This window comes from Thermotoga petrophila RKU-1, assembly GCF_000016785.1.
GTDB lineage: Bacteria > Thermotogota > Thermotogae > Thermotogales > Thermotogaceae > Thermotoga > Thermotoga petrophila.
The window spans coordinates 1,543,202-1,564,629 of record NC_009486.1; the positions used below are offsets into that span (position 1 = coordinate 1,543,202).

The window sequence follows — 21,428 nt, forward strand, 5'->3', positions numbered from 1 at the left end:
AAGTCGATCTCAAGAAATTATTTGGAAATAACATCGAAAATCTCCTCGGGATATCGTTTGACATCGCGGTAACTTTCACGGTAACGTTTACGTATGGTAATATCTATCTGGATGGTATTGGAACACTCGATATCTAAGGAGGTGAAGGTGGTATGAAAAAATTTCTGGTGATCGCTTTGCTTGTCGTTTCCCTCGTTGTCCTCGCTCAGCCGAAACTCACCATCTGGTGCTCTGAGAAGCAGGTCGATATCCTTCAAAAACTCGGAGAGGAGTTCAAGGCAAAGTACGGCGTAGAGGTTGAAGTGCAGTACGTGAACTTCCAAGACATCAAGTCCAAGTTCCTCATAGCAGCTCCTGAAGGACAGGGTGCGGATATCATCGTTGGAGCACACGACTGGGTAGGCGAACTCGCAGTCAACGGTTTGATCGAACCCATTCCGAACTTCAGTGATCTGAAGAACTTCTATGAAACTGCCCTCAACGCGTTCTCTTACGGTGGAAAACTCTACGGTATTCCCTACGCCATGGAAGCAATAGCACTCATCTACAACAAGGACTACGTTCCTGAACCCCCAAAGACCATGGACGAACTCATAGAGACAGCAAAACAGATCGATGAAGAATTTGGAGGAGAAGTGAGAGGTTTCATCACCTCAGCGGCCGAGTTTTACTACATTGCTCCTTTCATTTTCGGATACGGTGGATACGTATTCAAACAGACAGAAAAAGGACTGGACGTCAACGATATCGGACTGGCCAACGAAGGAGCCATCAAGGGTGTGAAACTCCTCAAAAGATTGGTTGATGAGGGAATACTGGATCCCAGTGACAATTATCAGATCATGGATTCCATGTTCAGGGAAGGCCAGGCGGCGATGATCATCAACGGACCGTGGGCCATTAAGGCGTACAAGGATGCAGGAATAGACTATGGTGTAGCCCCAATCCCCGATCTGGAACCTGGCGTTCCTGCAAGACCTTTCGTTGGGGTCCAGGGCTTCATGGTGAACGCAAAATCCCCAAACAAACTCCTTGCCATCGAATTCCTGACCAGTTTCATTGCAAAAAAGGAAACGATGTACAGAATCTACCTTGGAGATCCAAGACTTCCCTCCAGAAAGGACGTGCTCGAACTTGTGAAAGATAACCCAGACGTAGTTGGCTTCACACTGAGCGCAGCCAACGGTATTCCAATGCCCAACGTTCCACAGATGGCCGCTGTCTGGGCCGCTATGAACGATGCGCTCAATCTCGTTGTGAACGGAAAAGCAACGGTCGAAGAAGCGCTCAAAAACGCCGTTGAAAGAATCAAAGCTCAGATTCAGTAACATAAAATTTTACGGGGCTGGGTTTCCAGCCCCTTCCATACGTTCAGGGAGGGAAAACAGTGAAAAACATCGTTAAATTGTTTCTCTGGTTTCTTCTTGCCATTTTGAACATCGCTCTCTTCTGGGCAGGTGTTTTTCTTTTCCAGAACGAGTATTACGAACTTTCGATAGTGCTTTTCTCTCTGTTAGTTCTAATAGATTTCTTCATCATCAACCCAAAGGGATATCCTTACAGATACACCATACCTGCTCTTGTTCTGCTTTTTGTTCTTGTACTCTATCCGATATACTTCACCTTCAAAGTGGCATTCACCAATTATGGAACGGGCCACTTCATGTCGAGACAGGAAGCTATAGAGAGACTTCTCTATGACCCAAATTTTTCCTATGTGGTAGATTCGACTCCTGTTTCATATAAGGTGTTCGTGGTGTACGACGGCCTCTCTCCCACTGATGACTTCCTAATACTTTTCAAAACGGGAGATACCATTTTCCTTGGTGAAAGACCGAAACCAGTTGTCGCACGAGGTCAGGAGGTTCTCCTGAGTCAGTTCAATCTGGTTCCGATCACGGGTGAAACGATCTCACTGAACAGCGACACCTTCAGGATTGTTCCATGGCCTGCGGATCTCTCGGAGATCAATCTTGTAGTACGTGGTGAGAAGACCTACAAGAGCTTCTACTCACCCGATGACGAGATTCTGAGGTTGAATGCACCTTACTTCAAGAGCAGAATAGCTCAGGGTTATCTGGTGAACGCAGAATACGTGCTTCCCGATGGAAAAAAATTGGCCCTGAGAATTGCTCCGGATGGAGAATGGAGATTCATGTACGTGGAGAGGCTCTACAGACTGGCTTACAAAGAAATATACGACGGTGTGAAAATGAAGATAAAAACCACAGTAGTGAACAATCTCACGGGAAGAGAAGTGGTAGAACGTGAAGGTGCTTTCTACGATGTGGACGAAAATGGGAACGAGACGTTCCTTGTTGGATTCATAGATTTTGTGGGATGGAAAAACTTCCTGAGGATCGTTAAAGATCCAAAGGTTTCCGGTCCTTTCTTCAGAATATTTCTCTGGACTTTCGTGTGGGCTGTTCTCAGCGTGGTCCTTTCCCTCGCTGTGGGACTTCCGTTTGCGCTTGTTTTGAACAACCCAAGACTCAAGGGAAGAAACCTCTACAGGACGCTTCTGATCATTCCCTGGGCCATTCCAGTTTTCATTTCGGCTCTGGTCTGGCGCAATGGACTTCTGAACGAGTCTTACGGTGTGATCAACAAGTTCCTTTTACCTCTTTTTGGCCTCGAACCAATAAAATGGTTCAACGATCCCTTCTGGGCACGTGTGGGAGTCCTTCTCGTCAACGTCTGGCTCACGTTTCCGTACATGATGACGATCTCACTCGGTGCCCTTCAGAGCATTCCACCAGAGCTCTACGAGGTAGCGGCAATAGACGGTGCAGGAAGATTCAGGAGATTCGTACACATCACCTTCCCACTCCTTATGACCATCATTGCACCACTCCTCGTGAGCAGTTTCGCCTTCAGTTTCAACAACTTCACAATCATATACCTGATCACGGGTGGTGGGCCTCCAATTCCTAACTCGACCACTCCAACAGGATACACAGATATTTTGATCTCTTACGTCTACAAACTGGCGTTTGAAGGTGGTCAGGGACAGGACTTCGGTTTTGCCAGTGCCATTTCAATACTCATCTTCTTCCTAGTCGGAGGAATCAGCTTCGTAAACTTCAAGCTGTCTGGTGCATTCGAAGAGGTGAGCAGATAATGGTGCAGAGAAGAGGGAATATCTTTACACACATCTTTCTCATTTTCATAATTGCGGTGATTCTGTTTCCCGTTGTCTGGGTAGTAACAACGTCTCTCAGAAGAGATGAAGCGGCCTTTTCCTCGAAACTGTTCACGTCACGACTGACTCTGCAACACTACAGGGATCTTGTGGCACCCGAAAAGAATCTTCCTTTTCTCGTGCAGGATCTCCAGGCAATGATTTCAAAGGTAAAACCTTACGATACCTGGTCTGAGGAAGAACTCAAGGACGCTGTAGGGAGTTCTATCGAAAAAGTGAAATCCTATCTGTCAGAGACGGAGGCTAGGTTGAACGACGCTGTGAATTCCTTTGAAAGAGTTGATGCTTTTTTGAACGATCACTCCGAAGAGATAAAAAACAGAACGATCGAGGAAATGAGGGAACTTCTTTCATCCATCCAGATACCGGATCTGAGTGATTCGGAGGAAAACAGAGCGGCTCTTTATCTCGTTCTTTCAAAGGAAAGATACAATTCAACAGCTCACAAGGCGTTGAAAGAGTTACTGGAAAGGTTCACGGGTGTTGACACCGGTACAAGAGACGGATACGAAAAAGCGATAGAGAGTCTGAAAGAAAGCTACGAAAAATTGGCTGATGGATACGATGGACTCATTGAAGAAACTCAAAGAGAACTGAATGCTGTGAAAGAGGAGATGTCTTCTCTCAGACAACAGTACAGTGATCTCCAGGATGATGTAATGGAGGCCAATCTCGTGATCGAAAAAGACATAATACCGGAGCTGGAAAGAATAAAGATCTCACTTTCAGAACTCAACAATCTCAGGGAACAAATAAGACAAACTACGTTGAGAAGTCCATTTCCTGTGGATGATGAAGAATTCTCCCGAAACATCTCAGAAACCGTTCAGATGCTGAATGAAATCCTCGATGAGATGAGCACCTTCGCTGAATACGATTCGTTGAAAGATTTACTTGTGGAATTGAAAAAAGAGCTTACAAAACTCTCCGAAGGAAACGAAGATTTGAGAGACCGTCTTCTTTTCTCCGATCTTGTGAAAATCTACGAAGAGTTGCATCCAAGGCTCATCAGAATTCTGAAGGAAGCAGTCGAAACTATTGCCAGTATAAAAGACAGAATAACAGTTCTGAGCGTTCTCAATGAACGTCTAAAGGATCTTGAAATCCTGGAAAAGGATCTAACTGCGAAAATTTCTGAGTATCAGCAGAAAATTTCTGAGGTTCAGCAGAAACTGTTGGAGCCTCAGAGAACGCTGAACCTTATCGTTTTCAGATACAATCTTGAAACAACGATCTCTTCACTTGAAAGAGTTAAAACTTTCAAAAAAACTGATCTCCTCAGATACTCTTCTGCTCTGAAGACTCTTCGAGATTTCATGAATTCTTACTGGGAAAAAGACGAACTCTACAGCAGGATATCCAGAGTGGTAAAGGAGATGCGATGGATAGAAGAGTACAGAGATTTTGCGAGCAAATTCGACGTCTTCCCGGAGAATTTGAAGACAGTACTGAAAGAAATGCACAACTCACTGAGCGACCTCGAAAGATCTTACGGTGATCTCGTATCTCTTTCATCTCAGGGAGTGTACGTGTCTTCAAGTGTTCTGAGCAGAATGTATGACATTGTGAAGATGGATTTCGTCAACAAAGTCAGGGCGAACATGTCAGTTGCATCGAGGCGGGCCGGTAACCTGATTGACCTTGTACCATTCTCCGAAGTTAAGAAAGACCTGAGAAATATAGACAGAGAGCTTTTCAGAATAGACCAGATCTGGAAACAGAAAACGAAACACTATTTCTGGCTGTGGGTTCTCAACTCCGTGATCGTATCCCTGATAGTGGCATTCATAACAACGACCGTGTGTGCTATAGCGGCTTATCCATTCAGTAGAATGAGGTTCTTTGGAAGGCGTTACGGAATCATGGCACTCCTTCTGATACAGATGTTCCCGGGTGTGATCTTCATGATTGCCATATACGACCTTCTGAACTTCATGGGAAAGTACATTCCATTCATAGGAATTGACACTCTAGGTGGTTTGATCTTCGCATATCTCACCAACATCGCTTACAACATGTACTTGATAAAAGGTTTCTACGACACAATTCCCACCTCGCTTGAGGAGGCAGCCATCGTCGATGGAGCAACGCGTTTCCAGAGTTTCTACAGGATCATAATTCCACTTGCAAGACCAATTCTCACGGTGGTGTTCCTGCTGGTCTTCATTGGAACGTTCAACGAATACGTTGTTGCGAGGATAATCCTTCAAAATGTGAGGCACTACACGTACGCTCTTGGTCTTCAAGCGTTCGCCACGGGTCCATATGAAACGGAATGGGGACTTTTCACAGCGGCAGCCCTTCTTGGAATGACACCGATGGTGATTCTGTTCCTCTCACTCCAGAGGTATCTCGTGAGTGGTCTTACAAGGGGTGCAGTTAAAGAATGAAGGAGGTTGGTTTGATGAGAGGGGTGCTTTTCGTGCTGATGATTTCTTCCATGGCCTTTGGTTTGATAGTCAACCCGGTGAAAAACCTGTGCGAGGATTTCATCTTTGGAATGGATGTTTCTATGCTCTACGAGATCGAGCAACTGGGTGGGAAATATTTCGAGAATGGTGTGGAAAAAGATTGTCTTGAAATACTGAAGAATCATGGAATAAACTGGATCAGGTTGAGGGTGTGGAATGATCCGAGAGACGAGAATGGAAATCCTCTCGGAGGAGGAAACTGCGATTACCTGAAGATGACAGAAATCGCTAAAAGGGCAAAGAAACTCGGAATGAAAGTGCTTCTTGACTTCCATTACAGCGACTGGTGGGCGGATCCTGGAAAGCAGAACAAACCAAAAGAGTGGGAATATCTTCATGGAGAACTTCTGGAGAGGGCGGTTTACTCCTACACGAAACTTGTACTGAACCACATGCGAAGAAACGGGGCACTACCAGATATGGTCCAGGTGGGGAATGAGGTGAACAACGGTTTTCTCTGGCCTGACGGCAAGATTTCTGGAGAAGGTGCAGGTGGTTTCGACGGATTCACAAGACTTTTGAAAGCTGCCATCAAGGCCGTTAGAGAGGTTGATCCGGATATAAAGATCGTTATTCATCTGGCGGAAGGTGGAAACAACTCTCTCTTCAGATGGTTCTTCGACGAGATCACAAGAAGAAACGTGGACTTCGATGTAATAGGTGTATCTTACTACCCGTACTGGCACGGAACCCTCGAGGATCTGAAAAACAACCTCTACGACATAGCCACAAGATATAACAAGGATGTGCTCGTTGTTGAAACAGCTTACGCCTGGACACTCGAGGATGGAGATGGTTATCCCAACATCTTCAATGGTGAAGAAATGGAACTAACAGGTGGCTACAAGGCAACCGTTCAGGGACAGGCAACATTTCTGAGAGATCTCATGGAAGTGGTAAACAGCGTTCCCAACGGCCATGGACTCGGGATTTTCTACTGGGAAGGAGATTGGATCCCTGTGAGGGGGGCTGGATGGAAAACCGGAGAAGGAAACCCCTGGGACAACCAAGCTATGTTCGATTTCAGTGGGAACGCTCTCCCATCACTGAATGTTTTCAAACTGGTGAAAACATCATCGCCAGTGGAGATTGCGATAAAAGAGATCCTTCCTGTGGAGGTTACAACCAACCTGGGAGAGGTTCCAAAATTTCCAGATGCTGTGAAAGTTCTGTTCAGCGACGATTCCATCAGATCTTTACCTGTCGAATGGAACTTTGATTCTGCCCTTGTTGAAGAATCCGGTGTTTACAAAGTGGAAGGCTACATTAAAGACATTGACCGGAAAATTTTCGCGACACTCACCGTGAAGGGTAGCAGAAACTATCTGAAAAATCCGGGCTTCGAAACAGGAGAATTTTCGCCTTGGCAGGTCTCGGGAGACAAAAAAGCGGTGAAAGTTGTAAAAGTCAATCCTTCAAGCAATGCGCACCAGGGAGAGTACGCAGTGAATTTCTGGCTCGATGAATCCTTCAGTTTCGAACTGTCACAAGAAGTGGAACTTCCAGCAGGTGTGTACAGAGTAGGGTTCTGGACCCATGGAGAAAAAGGTGTGAAGATTGCTCTGAAGGTAAGTGATTACGGAGGAGATGAACGATCTGTAGAAGTTGAAACAACGGGCTGGCTCGAATGGAAGAACCCGGAGATAAGGAACATAAAAGTTGAAACAGGAAGAATAAAGATTACCGTTTCTGTCGAGGGAAGGGCAGGTGACTGGGGGTTCATTGATGATTTCTATCTTTTCAGAGAAGAGTAACCGGAGGGTTAGAACATGAAGAAAAAGTACGTTACGATCAGAGACATAGCAGAGAAAGCGGGTGTTTCCATAAACACAGTCTCAAGGGCACTCAACAACAAGCCCGACATTAGCGAAGAAACCAGAAGAAAGATACTGAAAATTGCACAAGAACTGGGATACGTGAAAAATGCCACCGCTTCCTCTTTGAGGAGCAAGCAAACGAACATCGTGGGGGTCATCATAGCCGACAGTGCCAACCCGTTCTACGCGGAGGTCTTGAAGGGAATAGAAGCCGCTTCGAGAAAGTACGGCTATCAGATCATGCTCATGAACACTGAGAGAATCTACGAAAATGAAGAGAAGGCTATAGAAGTGCTTCTCCAGAGGAGAGTCGATGGTCTTCTCATAACACCTGTTCAGGATAAATCAGACGATATAAGAGCTTTGATCGAAAGAAAAGTTCCCTTCGTCATAGTCGGCAGACACTTCGAAGAGTTAGAAGTGGATGAGATCCACAGTGATGAGGTAAAGGGAGGGTATCTTGCAACCAGACATCTCATAGAAAGAGGAAGAAAAAACATCATTATGATCAGCGGATATCTGTTCAAATCGGCTGCCTACATGCGACTTGAAGGATACAGAAAGGCTTTGAAAGAGTACGGAATTCCATTCAGTGAAAAAATGATCATTGAAACAGACATTGACATAGAGAGTGGATATCGAGCGATGCGGGAAGCGATTGAAAAGGGACTTGAATTCGATGCGGTCTTCTGTTACAACGATCTACTCGCTTTTGGTGTGATAAAAGCCTTGAAAGAGTGTGGATATCGTATACCAGAAGATGTGGCTGTTGTTGGCTACGACGACATCGTTTATTCCTCTTTTGTTTGCCCCTCTCTGACAACGGTGAGGATAAAGAAGTTCGAAATGGGATATGAGGCGTTCAGGATGCTTCTTCAAAGATTGAAGGGGCGAAGAAAGAAAAGAAAACGAGTAATCTTGGATGTGGAGCTCGTTGTGAGGGAAAGTGGATGATGCTTGATCGATTTTTTTTCTTTATCTTTCCGTGAACGTTCACGAGGGGTGATATGTATGCTCGGAGTCTGTTACTATCCTGAACACTGGGGAATAGAGAGAGTGGAAGAAGACTTCAGAAGGATGAAAGAACTCGGGATAGAGTACGTGAGGATTGGAGAGTTCGCCTGGAGCAGGATAGAGCCTGAGCGTGGAAAGTTCAACTGGGACTGGCTCGACAAAACACTTGAGCTGGCAGAGAAGATGGGGCTCAAGATCGTACTGGGAACTCCCACAGCTACACCTCCGAAGTGGCTCATCGATGAACACCCGGAGATCCTTCCCGTTGATAAAGATGGCAGGGTGAAAAATTTTGGTTCCAGAAGACATTACTGCTTCTCCAGCTCTGTCTATAGAGAAGAAGTGAAAAGAATAGTCACCATCATAGCGAAAAGGTACGGAAAACACCCGGCAGTCGCAGGCTGGCAGACGGACAACGAATACGGCTGTCACGATACGGTTAAGTGCTACTGTCCGAGGTGCAAAAAAGCCTTCCAAAAATGGTTGGAAAGAAAGTACGAGGGAGACATAAAGAAATTGAATGAAGCGTGGGGAACAGTGTTCTGGAGCCAGGAGTATCGATCCTTCGACGAAATAGAGCTTCCGAATCTCACTCCTGCCGATCCAAACCCGTCTCATCTTCTCGACTATTACAGGTTCGCTTCCGACCAGGTGGTGGAATTCAACAAGCTTCAAGTGGAGATCATAAGGGAGTATTCTCCTGGAAGATTCATCACACACAATTTCATGGGAGGATTTGTAGATTTTGACCATTACAAACTTTCAAGAGACTTGGATTTTGCATCCTGGGACAACTACCCACTCGGACACACACTCGTTTTTCTGAGAATGAAGGGTGAGACGAAAAATCCGTTCGATAGAGTAGGACACCCGGACATCATCTCCTTCTCACACGACCTGTACCGAGGAGTGGGCAGGGGAAGATTCTGGGTGATGGAACAGCAAGCAGGACCTGTGAACTGGGCTCCTTACAATCTCTGGCCTGCCAAAGGAGCAGTGAAACTCTGGACGTGGCAGGCATTCGCACACGGTGCGGAGGTGGTCTCTTACTTCAGATGGAGGCAGGTTCCTTTCGCGCAGGAGCAGATGCACTCCGGACTTCTGGCACCGGATTCAGCACCTTCCCCTGGATACCATGAGGTAAAGCAGGTTTTCGAGGAGCTCAAAAACATCGATATCAATGAACCCGTGAAAAGCGAAGTGGCACTTGTCTTCGATTATGAAACAGCATGGATCTTCTCCATACAACCGCACGGCGAGGGGGCGAACTACCTCGATCTTGTCTTCAGATGCTACAGCGCGCTCAGAAGTCTTGGTCTGAACGTGGATATAGTACCCCCTGGATCTTCACTGGACGGATACAAAATGGTCGTTGTTCCAAGTCTTGCCATTGTGAAGGAAGAGGTTCTGAACACGTTTAAAAAATACGACGGTCTTCTCGTACTTGGCCCAAGAAGCGGAAGCAAAACAGAGACGTTCCAGATTCCTCCCGAGATGCCCCCAGGTCTTCTCAAAGAGCTCATACCCGTTGAAGTAAGACAAGTTGAAAGCCTTGGGTACAACGCTGAAACTCTTATTTGGAACGGGAAAGAGTATCCCGTCTTGATCTGGAGGGAGGACGTGGATCCTACTATCACGGAAGTGATCGCAAGATTCAAAGATGGTTTTGGAGCCATATTCCGGAAAGACAACGTTTTTTACCTTTCTTTCTGGCCTGACAGAGAATTTCTTGTAGATTTCTTTGAAGCACTTTCAAAAGAATCAGGAATTGAAACGAAAAGATTACCAGAAGGAATACGCATTCAAAGGAGAGGTGAATATGTTTTTTCTTTCAATTTCACCTCTGAGGAGGTAGATTTAGAAATACCAGCAAAGGTTCAGATAGTTCTAGGAGATCAAAAGATTCCTCCCTACGGACTGTTGATATGGAGGGAAAACGAACACTGAGGGGGATCCAACAGATGGAAGCGTTGATATCGGGAAAGAATTTGAAAGCTTATTACGTGCTTGACTTTTGGGGTAGTAAAAAAATAGTAAAAGCTGTTGATAATGTTAGTCTTGAAATACTACCTAACGAAATTTACGGCATAGCTGGTGAATCGGGTTGTGGAAAGTCCACGCTTTTGAAAGTCTTGCTTGCTCTTCTCGATCCACCGCTACGTCTGATGGATGGTGAGTTGTTGTACAACATAGAAGGAAATCTTACGAATGTAACATTGTTGAAAAGTGAAGCAACAAGGAGATTGAGATGGAGTTTTATTTCTTACATTCCACAAGGATCAATGCACGTGCTCAATCCCGTAAAGCGAGTGAGGGATACCTTCATAGAAATTCTGAGCAGTCACGTTAAAAAGCAGACTAAGGAGTTTCTCGACCTCGCAGTTCAGCATCTGAAGGATCTTGGACTTCCCGAGAGGGTTCTGAACATGTTCCCACATCAGCTGTCGGGAGGTATGAGACAGAGGGTTACCATAGCACTCGCCACAGTCTTGAAACCCCGCGTCATATTCGCAGATGAACCAACAACGGCACTCGATGTGGTGGCTCAACGAGCTGTTATGCAACTAATAAGAAAGATTCAAAATGATCTAAAAAACACCGTTGTTCTGGTAACTCATGATATGGGTGTGCACGCTCAAATCGCAACGAGGATGGCGATCATGTACGCGGGAAAGATCGTGGAGGAGGGCCCCACGCTGGAAATTTTCAAAAATCCTCTCCATCCTTATACGCGTTATCTGATACAGTCTCTTCCATCAATCGGTGATAAGAAATTGAGATCAGGAATTCCCGGTTCGCCACCCTCGCTGGTGACACCCCCGCCGGGGTGCAGATTCCACCCGAGATGTCCACATGTTACCCAGAGATGCAGGGAAGAAGAACCACTTTTAAAAGAGATAAAACCGGGTTATAAAGTAGCTTGTTTTTTAATGGAGAGGTGAAGAACATGTCCTACGAATGGGAAAACCCACAGCTTGTGGGTGAAGGAACGGAGAAGCCACACGCTTCTTTCATACCCTATCTGGACCCGTTCAGCGGGGAATGGGAGTACCCTGAGGAATTCATCTCTTTGAACGGGAACTGGGGGTTTCTCTTCGCGAAAAATCCCTTCGAGGTGCCGGAGGATTTCTTTTCAGAGAACTTCGACGACTCGAACTGGGATGAGATAGAAGTTCCAAGCAACTGGGAGATGAAAGGATATGGGAAGCCCATCTACACGAACGTGGTTTATCCATTTGAACCGAACCCTCCTTTTGTTCCAAAAGACGACAATCCGACCGGGGTGTACAGAAGGTGGATCGAGATACCTGAGGATTGGTTCAAAAGGGAGATCTTTCTGCATTTTGAAGGTGTTCGATCCTTCTTCTATCTGTGGGTGAACGGGAAGAAGATCGGTTTCAGCAAAGACAGCTGCACACCCGCTGAATTCAGACTCACCGATGTTCTAAGGCCAGGGAAGAATCTGATCACCGTTGAGGTTCTGAAGTGGAGCGATGGAAGCTATCTCGAAGATCAGGACATGTGGTGGTTTGCGGGGATATACAGGGACGTTTATCTGTACTCGCTGCCGAAATTTCACATCAGGGACGTGTTCGTGAGAACGGATCTGGATGAAAATTACAGAGACGGAAAGATCTTTCTGGACGTAGAGATGAGAAATCTCGGTGAGGAAGAAGAAAAAGACCTTGAAGTAACACTCATCACACCGGATGGAGACGAAAAAACACTCGTGAAAGAGACAGTAAAGCCGGAGGACAGAGTCCTTTCCTTTGCCTTTGACGTGAAAGATCCGAGGAAGTGGTCCGCGGAGACACCACATCTGTACGTTTTGAAACTGAAACTGGGAGAAGACGAAAAGAAAGTCAACTTCGGATTCAGGAAGATAGAGATAAAAGACGGAATGCTTCTTTTCAACGGGAAACCTCTCTACATAAAGGGAGTGAACAGACACGAGTTCGATCCTGACAGGGGTCATGCGGTGACGGTGGAGAGGATGATTCAGGACATAAAACTCATGAAGCAGCACAACATAAACACAGTTCGCACATCGCACTATCCGAACCAGACGAAGTGGTACGATCTGTGTGACTATTTTGGACTCTACGTGATAGACGAGGCAAACATCGAATCCCACGGTATAGGCTGGGATCCTGAAGTGACACTTGCGAACAGACCGGAATGGGAGAAGGCACATCTCGACAGAATCCAGAGGATGGTCGAGCGTGACAAGAATCATCCGTGTGTTATCTTCTGGTCTCTTGGAAACGAAGCGGGAGACGGAGTGAATTTCGAAAAAGCCGCTCTCTGGATAAAGGAAAGAGACAACACGCGGCTTATCCATTACGAGGGAACAACAAGGAGGGGAGAATCGTACTACGTGGATGTTTTCTCTCTCATGTACCCGAAGATAGACGTTCTTCTTGAGTACGCCTCCAGAAAGAGGGAAAAGCCTTTCATCATGTGTGAGTATGCCCACGCGATGGGAAACAGTGTGGGAAATCTGAAGGACTACTGGGATGTGATAGAAAGGTATCCGTATCTTCACGGAGGGTGCATCTGGGACTGGGTGGACCAGGGAATCAGGAAGAAGGATGAAAACGGAAAGGAATTCTGGGCGTACGGTGGAGATTTCGGCGATGAACCAAACAACAAGAATTTCTGCTGCAACGGAGTGGTCCTTCCCGACAGAACACCCGAGCCAGAGCTTTACGAGGTGAAGAAAATCTATCAGAACATCAAAGTGCGTCAGATCTCAATAGACACCTACGAAGTGGAGAACGGGTATCTTTTCACAGACCTTGAGATGTTCGATGGAACTTGGAGGATCAGAAAGGACGGTGAAGTGATAGAAGAAGGAAGGTTCAAACTCTCAGCCGAGCCAGGAGAAAGGAAAATTTTTAAGATACCACTTCCAGTGATGGAAGACTCGGAATACTTCCTTGAGATCTGTTTTGCTCTCTCTGAAGATACCCTCTGGGCGAAGAAGGGACACGTTGTAGCGTGGGAACAGTTCCTCCTGAAACCTCCCATCTTTCAAAAAAGCATTGTTCAGGAAAAAGTAGATTTCTCAGAAGATGGAAGATACCTTCTGGTGAGGACAAAAGACGCGGAGTTTATCTTCTCGAAACTCACCGGCCTTCTGGAGCACATCGTGTACAGGGGAAGAAATATCCTGACAGGATCGATCGTTCCAAATTTCTGGAGAGTTCCAACGGACAACGATATCGGAAACAGAATGCCGGAAAGACTCTCCATATGGAAAAAGGCATCGAGCGAAAGAAAGCTCTTCAAGATGTTCTGGAAGAGAAGGGAAAACAGCGTTTCCGTTCAGAGTGTCTATCAGGTACCCGGAAACAGCTGGGTGTACCTCACCTACACCATCTTTGGAAACGGTGACATCCTCGTGGATCTTTCCCTGATTCCCGCAGAAGGTGTACCGGAGATTCCAAGGATCGGTCTTCAGTTCACGGTCCCTGAAGAGTTCGGCACCGTGGAGTGGTACGGAAGGGGACCGCACGAGACTTACTGGGACAGAAAAGAAAGTGGCCTTTTCGCAAGGCACAGAAAAGCTGTCGATGAGATGATACACAGGTACGTCAGGCCCCAGGAAACGGGGAACAGATCGGACGTGAGATGGTTTGCGCTTTCCGACGGTGAAACAAAACTCTTTGTGTCAGGCATGCCGCAGATAGACTTCAGCGTCTGGCCCTTTTCCATGGAGGATCTCGAGAGGGCTCAGCACATAAGTGAACTCCCGGAGAGGGACTTCGTCACCGTGAACGTGGACTTCAGACAGATGGGCCTTGGAGGAGACGACAGCTGGGGTGCGATGCCTCATCTGGAGTACAGGCTTCTACCAAAGCCGTATCGTTTTTCTTTCAGAATGAGGATTAGCAAAGAGATTCCATCCTGGAGGGTTCTTGCGGCGATCCCTGAAACGCTCCATGTTGAGATGTCCTCAGAAGACGTGATACGCGAAGGAGACACCCTGAGAGTGAAATTTTCCCTTCTGAACGACACTCCACTGAGCAAGGAAGAACAGGTGGTTCTCTTTGTTGATGGAAACGAATACTCGGTGAGGCGAGTGGTGATTCCACCCTTCAAGAAGGAAGAGCTGGTGTTCAAAGTAGAAGGATTGAAGAAGGGAGAACATCTGATACATACTAATCTGAACACGAGAAAAACTATCTACGTGAGGTGATATGTGTGGAAATATTCGGAAAGACCTTCAGAGAGGGAAGATTCGTTCTCAAAGAGAAAAACTTCACAGTTGAGTTCGCGGTGGAGAAGATACACCTTGGCTGGAAGATCTCCGGCAGGGTGAAGGGAAGTCCGGGAAGGCTTGAGGTTCTTCGAACGAAAGCACCGGAAAAGGTACTTGTGAACAACTGGCAATCCTGGGGACCGTGCAGGGTGGTCGATGCCTTTTCTTTCAAACCACCCAAAATAGACCCGAACTGGAGATACACCGCTTCGGTGGTGCCCGACGTACTTGAAAGGAACCTCCAGAGCGACTATTTCGTGGCTGAAGAAGGAAAAGTGTACGGCTTTCTGAGTTCGAAAATCGCTCATCCTTTCTTCGCTGTGGAAGATGGGGAACTTGTGGCATACCTCGAATATTTCGATGTCGAGTTCGAAGACTTTGTTCCTCTTGAACCTCTCGTTGTACTCGAGGATCCCAACACATCTCTTCTTCTGGAGAAATACGCGGAACTCGTTGGAATGGAAAACAACGCGAGAGTTCCAAAACACACACCCACTGGATGGTGCAGCTGGTACCATTACTTCCTCGATCTCACCTGGGAAGAGACCCTCAAGAACCTGAAGCTCGCGAAGAATTTCCCGTTCGAGGTCTTCCAGATAGACGACGCCTACGAAAAGGACATAGGTGACTGGCTCGTGACAAGAGGAGACTTTCCATCGGTGGAAGAGATGGCAAAAGTTATAGCGGAAAACGGTTTCATCCCGGGTATATGGACCGCTCCGTTCAGCGTCTCTGAAACCTCCGATGTATTCAACGAACATCCGGACTGGGTGGTGAAGGAAAACGGAGAGCCGAAGATGGCTTACAGAAACTGGAACAAAAAGATATACGCCCTCGATCTTTCAAACGATGAGGTTCTGAGCTGGCTCTTCGATCTCTTCTCATTTCTGAAAAAGATGGGCTACAGGTACTTCAAGATCGACTTTCTCTTCGCGGGTGCCGTTCCAGGAGAGGGAAAAAAGAACATAACACCGATTCAAGCATTCAGAAAAGGAATGGAGACGATCAGAAAGGCTGTGGGAGAAGATTCTTTCATCCTCGGATGCGGTTCTCCCCTTCTTCCCGCAGTGGGATACGTCGACGGCATGAGGATAGGACCCGACACCACACCGTTCTGGGGAGAACATATAGAAGACAACGGAGCTCCCGCTGCAAGATGGGCGCTGAGAAACGCCATAACGAGGTACTTCATGCACGACAGACTCTGGCTGAACGACCCTGACTGTTTGATATTGAGAGAGGAGAAAACGGATCTCACACAGAAGGAAAAGGAGCTCTACTCGTACACGTGTGGAGTGCTCGACAACATGATCATAGAAAGCGATGATCTCTCGCTCGTCAGAGATCATGGAAAAAAGGTTCTGAAAGAAACGCTCGAACTCCTCGGTGGAAGACCACGGGTTCAGAACATCATGTCGGAGGATCTGAGATACGAGATCGTCTCGTCTGGCACTCTCTCAGGAAACGTCAAGATCGTGGTCGATCTGAACAGCAGAGAGTACCACCTGGAAAAAGAAGGAAAGTCCTCCCTGAAAAAAAGAGTCGTCAAAAGAGAAGACGGAAGAAACTTCTACTTCTACGAAGAGGGTGAGAGAGAATGATGGAACTCAGGTACAATCCGCTCACAGATGAATGGGTGATCGTTTCGGCGGCCACACAGAAAAGACCGGTACAGCCATCGAAGACGGAGTGTCCCATCTGTGTTGGAGGCCTCGAGCTTCCCGAGGAGTACGATCTTGTCACCTTCGAGAACAGGTATCCTTCTCTGAAAAAAGATCCACCTCCTGTGGACTGGAAAGATAAGGGGCCTTTCAGGAAAGAAGAGTCCCGCGGTATCTGCGAGGTGGTCGTCTACACCTCGGATCACAACACAGCACTTCCTGGAATGCCTTTGAAGCAGATAGAAAAGCTCGTTGAGATGTGGGTGGACAGAACAAGGGACCTTTCTCAGCACGACTTTGTGAAATATATCTTCATTTTCGAGAACCGTGGAAAGGAAGTCGGTGCTTCCCTTCCACACCCGCACGGTCAGATATACGCGTTTCCTTTCCTTCCAAAGAGAATAGAAGTGAAGATAGACGCGATGAGGAATTGGTACGAAGAGGAAAGGAAGTGTCCCATCTGCGAGGTCCTGGAGAGCGAAGGAGAGGAAAGAAAAGTTTACGAGACGGAACATTTCCTCGCACTCGTTCCTTTCTATGCACGCTTCCCGTACGAGGTGCACATCTACCCGAAGAGGCACGTGAGCACTCTTCTGGAATTTTCGAAAGAAGAAAAGAAAGAGTTTGCGAAAGTTCTCAAGGTGGTAACTGCAAAGTACGACAAACTCTTCGATCAGGAGTTTCCCTACATGATGATGTTCTTCCAGGCACCGTTCAACGAAGAGGATGTGTCTCACTTCTTCCACTTCCATGTGGAGTTCAACCCACCGAAGCGAGACAAAGATAAACTGAAGTGGATGGCGAGTGTCGAGACGGGTACATGGGCGTTCATAAACCCCGTCGTTCCCGAAGAAGCAGCGAGGCAGCTCAGAGAGACGGAGGTGGAAATATGAAAGTGAAGGCACCAGGAAGAATAAACATCATCGGGGAGCACACCGACTACAACGACGGTTACGTTCTGCCGTTTGCGGTGAACAGATACGTGTTTCTCTCGATAGAAGGCTCAGATAGATTCATCTTCCACTCAGAAAACGTAAACGAAACGGTGGAGATGGAAAAGATAGAGAAACTCAACAAATGGACGGATTACATCTCGGGAGTCATCGCCTCTTTTGAAAAAAGGGGCTACAGGGTGTCTCCTGTTAAAATCTCCGTTTCTTCCAATCTTCCCATGGGAGCGGGTCTTTCCAGTTCCGCCGCTCTCGAGGTGGCGACCGCTTACGCGATTTCAGAATATTTCAGTTTCAACGTTCCGAAACTCGAACTCGTAAAGATCGCTCGTGAAGCCGAGGTGGAGTTCGTGGGAGTCAGGTGTGGTATCATGGACCAGTTCACTTCCGCTTTTGGAAAGAAAGACCACGCAATCTTTCTGGACACGATGACCCTCGAGTACGAGTACGTTCCTCTGAGACTGGAAGGTTACGAGATCAACCTCGTCGATTCGAATGTTAAACACGAGCTCTCCTCTTCGGAGTACAACAAAAGAAGACAGGAGTGCGAAGAGGTACTGAAAACGCTTGGGAAAAAGAGCTTTCGAGAAGTGACAAAAGAAGATCTCGAAAGACTCTCAGGCACTCTGAGAAAACGTGCCCAGCACGTGCTCGAAGAAAACGAAAGAGTCCTGAAAAGTGTTCAGGCTTTGAAAGAAGGAGATTTTGAAACCCTTGGAAAACTGCTCTTTTCTTCTCACGAGAGTCTCAGAGACCTGTACGAAGTTTCCTGCGAGGAAACGGATTTCATCGTGGATTATTTGAGAGGAAAGGAAGGTATCCTCGGTGCGAGGATGGTCGGTGGCGGATTCGGAGGAGGAGTGATCGTTCTTTCAAAGAAGGGGGCTTTTGGGAAGATAAAAGAAGAGCTGGTGGAGTCTTATAAGAAGCATTTCGGGATAGATCTCACCTTCCACGAGATAGAGAGTTCAGACGGTGTTCAAAAAATCTAAGGGAGCGTGAGCTCCCTTTTTTGTTAAAATGAAGTTGGTATTTCCAGATTCGGGGGGATCTGCGATCTTTGTTTATCGAACAAAGTGCAAAGAAGACACCATTTTCTATAAGGTGGGGATGAATTTGCAATTTAATTTGTGCCAAAATGTTAATATATCATAGAGAAATGAAGAAGATTGTCTTTTGACAGTAGGCGGATCACCTTTGGAAGTGTTAAAAGAATACATCAAATCTCAAGGACGTGACAAAAATGCTTCGAACCTACAAGTTCAGAATCTACCCTACGAGAGAACAAGAAGAAAAACTGGCCAAACATTTCGGTCACACCAGATTCGTGTACAACTTCTTTCTGAACTACGCCAACATCATCTACAGAGTAATGGAACGTCCTACATACTACAACGAATGGGCATCTGTTTTGGTAAAACTCAAAAAGACAAACAAATATTCATGGCTCAACGAAGTGAACTCTCAAGCGCTCCAGCAGTCGCTGAAAGATTTAGAACGCGCATTCAAAAATTTCTTCAAAAAGCAAGCTGGCTATCCAAAGTTCAAGAAAAAGAAATTCTCCCGCCAAACCTTTCGTATTCCACAGCACATTCAGCTGTATATCAAAGAAGACAATCCAAAATACGGCTGTATATTCGTTCCCAAGTTCAAAGAAGGGATAAAAGTGCGGCTTCACAGAAAGCTTCCGAAAGACGGAAAGATAAAACAAGCAACGTTCATCAAAACACCAACGAACAAATACTACGCTGCGATAGTCTTTGAAGTCCAAGATGCTGAAGTACAAAATACTTCCACCGACATTCTAGGTATAGACCTTGGAATCAAAGACACAATCACATTGAGCGATGGCAAGAAATATAAAATGCCAGACCTTTCAAAATACGAGAGACAGATCAAAAGACTTCACAGACGATTATCCAGGAAACAGAGAGGTTCAAAGAACTGGGAAAAAGCACGTTTGTGTCTTGCAAAGCTGTACGAGAAAATAGTCAACATAAAAAACGACTGGCTTCACAAGATCACACACGATCTTGTCAGCGAAAGCCAAGCTGGAAAGATCGTGGTGGAAGATCTCAACATCAAAGGTATGGTTCAAAACCACAGACTTGCCAGGCACATCCACATGCAGTCGTGGAGGAGATTCTTAGAACTTCTCGAGTACAAGGCAAAGCGCTGTGGAATCGAAGTGATAAAAGCGAACAGATACTATCCCTCAAGTCAGATGTGCAGTGAATGCGGATACATAAACAAAGAAGTCAAAGACCTGAGCGTTAGAGAATGGACGTGTCCTGTATGTGGAGCGCATCACGATAGAGACGTGAACGCTGCGAAGAATTTGGTCAGGTACGGCTTGATGCTTTCAATAGGGCGGGAACCGTCCGAGTTCATGCCTGTGGACAGTGCTCTGGCGGCGGAACCCGAAAGGGGTCTACGAGCTATCACGGGTTGAAGCGGGAAGCCACATCTTCTGTAAGGTGGGGTAGTTCACGTGGATCTGGACAATTTCAAAAAGATCAACGATACCTACGGACACGAAAGCGGTGATGAGATTTTGAAGGCCCTCGTTCAAACAATAAAAAAGAATGTGAGACAGTCCGATATCGTGGTGAGAATGGGAGGAGATGAATTTCTTGTGATATTGAGAGGATGCAAACCAGAGAAAGCGGAGGAAATCTTCCAGAAGATACTGCTTGAATTCAAAAACAGCCATCCTCTCCAGCCAGAGTTTTCCTACGGTGTGGTTCCCTTCAAAGAAAGCCTCGAAAGGACACTTAGGGAAGTCGATGAATCGATGTACAGAATGAAGGATGTTAAGAAGGGGACGTTAAAATAAAAAAATGGCTCCGGCGGCAGGACTCGAACCTGCAACCACCTGGTTAACAGCCAGGCGCTCTACCGGTTGAGCTACGCCGGAACCTCCACGGATAATTGTACTACATACCTTCCTGAATTTCAAGTGGACTTGATGGTAAAATGAATGAAAAAATTGAAAAAAGGTTGATATCAAGCACCGATGACTATTTTTCTTACCGGTTTTGGAAGGATCCGTGCCAGTTTCAGTAGAATTTCCATGATCATCAAGGAAAACACCACCATGATGATCACCCAGCACCATTCGGGAAGATCAACAAAAGTGTCGAGAAACACGTAGAACATCCACTGAAACGGCATGTGAATCATGAAGAGAAGGAAAGAATACCTTCCCATCCTTTTCAAAAAGGACAGATTAACTTTTTCAGCCAGCCAGGTGAACACCTCTATACTGTAGATTCCCAGAAGTACTCCTGTGAGAGAAAACTGATCGACTCCCAAAAGTGTGTGGAATTTTCCGTACGCGTTCCAGTACTCCAGAGATCCGATCGCAAAGAGAAAGACGTATAGGAACAAAGATAGCTTTCGTGGTTCTCTCTTCTTTCTCTCGACAGCATCTTTGTATCCCATCAGAAATGGAAAAAGCCAGTGAACAGGATTGAGATAAGTGATCAACGCACCTTCTATGGGAGGAAGGAGTCTGTCCTTCGTGAGGAACCAAAAACTCACAAAAGAGGAGTTAACAACAGCTCCGGCGAAGGAAAACGGCAGAATCTTCCGGGGATCTTTTATGAAAATCGATATCAACAGCAGAATCATTACAACCAGTACGAAATAGTACTGCCACGATCCTGTGAAAGAAAAGATGGTGATCAGATATTTTTTGAGTATTGAATCATCAACGCTGAAAACCCTCTTCGTCACCCAGACGTTCGTATATTCTCCATCCAACAACACATAAGCAATGAAAGAAAGGGAAGCCCAGAAGAGATAGAAATGAAAGAAAGAAGAAGCCTTCTGGAGAATCTTCAAAGGGTTCTTTTTCACTCTTCCCTGTGAATATCCGAACAGATACACGAAGACGAAAACGGAAGGACTCACGAATCTGAGCAGTGGAACGAGAAAAGTGAGGTCTCTGTACACCCCCACGATAGCGTGACCCATTAAAACGAACAGAATCAAAAGTCCCCTCAACGATTCCAACGGTCCCACCTCTGCTAAAATAATATCGAAA

Annotated in this window: 14 protein-coding genes, 1 tRNA gene and 1 pseudogene; 14 read left to right on the forward strand and 2 right to left on the reverse strand. The window is 46.3% G+C overall.

Annotation, left to right across the window (positions count from 1 at the left end; genetic code table 11):
* Positions 1-152 precede the first annotated feature (152 nt).
* The 14 genes and pseudogenes from malE (at position 153) to TPET_RS07995 (ending at position 20,216) form a co-directional block, all read left to right on the forward strand.
* Positions 153-1,328 (forward strand): maltose/maltodextrin ABC transporter substrate-binding protein MalE, encoded by a 1,176-nt coding sequence (malE, locus tag TPET_RS07935; RefSeq protein ID WP_011943973.1) that lies wholly within the window; start codon positions 153-155, stop codon positions 1,326-1,328.
* A 59-nt stretch (positions 1,329-1,387) separates the two neighbouring features.
* Positions 1,388-3,121 (forward strand): DUF4896 domain-containing protein, encoded by a 1,734-nt coding sequence (locus TPET_RS07940; RefSeq protein WP_011943974.1) that lies wholly within the window; start codon positions 1,388-1,390, stop codon positions 3,119-3,121.
* On the forward strand, positions 3,121-5,592 hold the full coding sequence (locus TPET_RS07945; RefSeq protein WP_011943975.1) for an ABC transporter permease subunit: 2,472 nt from the start codon (positions 3,121-3,123) through the stop codon (positions 5,590-5,592). Before TPET_RS07940 ends, TPET_RS07945 begins: the two co-directional genes overlap by 1 nt.
* Before the next feature lie 14 nt (positions 5,593-5,606).
* Entirely contained in the window at positions 5,607-7,427 is a 1,821-nt protein-coding gene (locus TPET_RS07950) for a glycosyl hydrolase 53 family protein (protein ID WP_012311219.1), read from the forward strand.
* A gap of 15 nt (positions 7,428-7,442) precedes the next feature.
* Positions 7,443-8,444, forward strand: a complete 1,002-nt coding sequence (locus TPET_RS07955) for a LacI family DNA-binding transcriptional regulator (protein ID WP_011943977.1) — start codon at positions 7,443-7,445, stop codon at positions 8,442-8,444.
* Between the two features lie 57 nt (positions 8,445-8,501).
* On the forward strand, positions 8,502-10,451 hold the full coding sequence (locus TPET_RS07960; protein WP_011943978.1) for a beta-galactosidase: 1,950 nt from the start codon (positions 8,502-8,504) through the stop codon (positions 10,449-10,451).
* A 14-nt stretch (positions 10,452-10,465) separates the two neighbouring features.
* The gene (locus TPET_RS07965) at positions 10,466-11,446 is read left to right on the forward strand and encodes an ABC transporter ATP-binding protein (RefSeq protein ID WP_011943979.1); all 981 of its coding nucleotides are present in this window, start codon (positions 10,466-10,468) and stop codon (positions 11,444-11,446) included.
* A 5-nt stretch (positions 11,447-11,451) separates the two neighbouring features.
* A complete protein-coding gene (lacZ, locus tag TPET_RS07970) occupies positions 11,452-14,706 on the forward strand; it encodes a beta-galactosidase LacZ (protein WP_011943980.1) in 3,255 nt (1,084 codons plus the stop codon).
* Positions 14,707-14,711: 5 nt separating this feature from the next.
* Positions 14,712-16,370 carry an alpha-galactosidase gene (gene galA / locus TPET_RS07975; RefSeq protein WP_011943981.1) on the forward strand — a complete coding sequence of 553 codons (1,659 nt, stop codon included), beginning with the start codon at positions 14,712-14,714 and terminating at the stop codon, positions 16,368-16,370.
* Positions 16,367-17,323, forward strand: a complete 957-nt coding sequence (gene galT / locus TPET_RS07980; RefSeq protein WP_011943982.1) for a galactose-1-phosphate uridylyltransferase — start codon at positions 16,367-16,369, stop codon at positions 17,321-17,323. Before galA ends, galT begins: the two co-directional genes overlap by 4 nt.
* The gene (locus TPET_RS07985; protein ID WP_011943983.1) at positions 17,320-18,372 is read left to right on the forward strand and encodes a galactokinase; all 1,053 of its coding nucleotides are present in this window, start codon (positions 17,320-17,322) and stop codon (positions 18,370-18,372) included. Before galT ends, TPET_RS07985 begins: the two co-directional genes overlap by 4 nt.
* A 178-nt stretch (positions 18,373-18,550) precedes the next feature.
* A pseudogene (locus TPET_RS09730) lies at positions 18,551-18,676 on the forward strand (IS200/IS605 family transposase); the annotation flags it as partial.
* Positions 18,624-19,832: an RNA-guided endonuclease TnpB family protein gene (locus tag TPET_RS07990; protein ID WP_011943984.1), complete on the forward strand. Its 1,209-nt coding sequence runs from the start codon at positions 18,624-18,626 to the stop codon at positions 19,830-19,832. The pseudogene TPET_RS09730 and the gene TPET_RS07990, both read left to right, overlap by 53 nt.
* 39 nt (positions 19,833-19,871) lie before the next feature.
* Entirely contained in the window at positions 19,872-20,216 is a 345-nt protein-coding gene (locus TPET_RS07995; RefSeq protein WP_235231220.1) for a GGDEF domain-containing protein, read from the forward strand.
* Between the two features lie 5 nt (positions 20,217-20,221).
* Here TPET_RS07995 and TPET_RS08000 read toward each other — a convergent pair.
* Together TPET_RS08000 and TPET_RS08005 are read right to left on the reverse strand one after the other, a co-directional pair.
* A tRNA-Asn gene (locus TPET_RS08000) sits at positions 20,222-20,297 on the reverse strand.
* Between the two features lie 89 nt (positions 20,298-20,386).
* Positions 20,387-21,397, reverse strand: a complete 1,011-nt coding sequence (locus TPET_RS08005; protein WP_011943985.1) for an acyltransferase family protein — start codon at positions 21,395-21,397, stop codon at positions 20,387-20,389.
* Positions 21,398-21,428 lie beyond the last annotated feature (31 nt).